Annotated in this window: 2 protein-coding genes; one reads left to right on the plus strand and one right to left on the minus strand. The window is 42.5% G+C overall.

All coding sequences use genetic code 11. From position 1 onward, the window contains the following. Positions 1–195: 195 nt before the first annotated feature. Complete coding sequence (locus A3738_RS26320; RefSeq protein ID WP_068478768.1) at positions 196–453, minus strand: hypothetical protein; 258 nt, start codon at positions 451–453, stop codon at positions 196–198. 155 nt (positions 454–608) lie between these two features. Between A3738_RS26320 and A3738_RS26325 the strand changes: the two genes are divergently transcribed. Beyond that, the coding region (locus A3738_RS26325; RefSeq protein ID WP_156504518.1) for a Lon-like protease helical domain-containing protein at positions 609–1,024 on the plus strand (416 nt) is incomplete at its 3' end.

Genomic DNA, 1,024 nt, shown 5'->3' on the forward strand with positions numbered 1-1,024 from the left:
TCGTTGGCTTGAACCAGCCAGAAATACCTGTATGAGAAAGCTTACAACGAAGGCCCGGCGCTTTGTGCCGTAGTTTAATTCGTTTTTCAGCCCAATTGATTAGCCTGTTTGATTGCATCCGTACGATCTACTTTGACTTAAAACTCGCATAACATGACTGTTTAGGTTAACCGATTACGCCTGACATACCAACGATTAAACGCTTATATCGATATTTTGACCAAGGTTTGATTCGTGGTCTTGAATGGCAGCCTTTTGATCTTGTTTACGTCTGTCTTTTCCTTCCCGACGATCTCTAAAATTTATGGGAAGGTTTTTATTCCGACGGTCTTTTGTTTTACGTCTGTCTTGGTGATCTTGATTAGGATTCGCGTCGTTTTTTATGAGCGCAACACGCTCTCGCGCTTTGACTAGCGTTTTTCTGATTTGAGGTGTGAATCGTTCAATATGCATAACCAAATCTCTAACAAGACTCTGTGGTTAATATATCGTCAATTACTTAATGTTCTTTAATAATGTGCGCTAGGCTTTTGCGCGTTGATGCAAATTATTGCAGAGTGTAGATTCCTTCGCTAAAACGACTCTCACCTTGTGAGTAAGGTTCTGTCTTGAAAAAGCTTTCTTACACTGACGTATACGCAGAGTGCGCAACAGCTAATATAGCTGCCTCTTCAACCAAAACACTTGAACCACTTGAAGATATAGTTGGCCAGGAACGGGCGCAAGAAGCAGTTCGTTTTGCAATGGCGATGCCTGGTAGCGGCTACAATATTTATGCGATTGGCCGCACTGGTTTGGGCAAGCGTACAATGATTCTGCGTTATCTCAAGAACAAGTTGACGCCCAAGAATCATGTATCAGATTGGTGTTATGTCGTAAATTTTGATGAGCCTCGTAGCCCTAAGATTTTAAAGTTGCCTGTTGGGTTTGGCGCGCAACTGAAAAAAGACATGGAGGCTATGATTAGCCGGCTTGCAAAAGCCATTCCTCAAGCATTCGATAATGATAGCTACTACGAACGAGC

The sequence above is a fragment of the Oleiphilus sp. HI0066 genome (assembly GCF_001635725.1).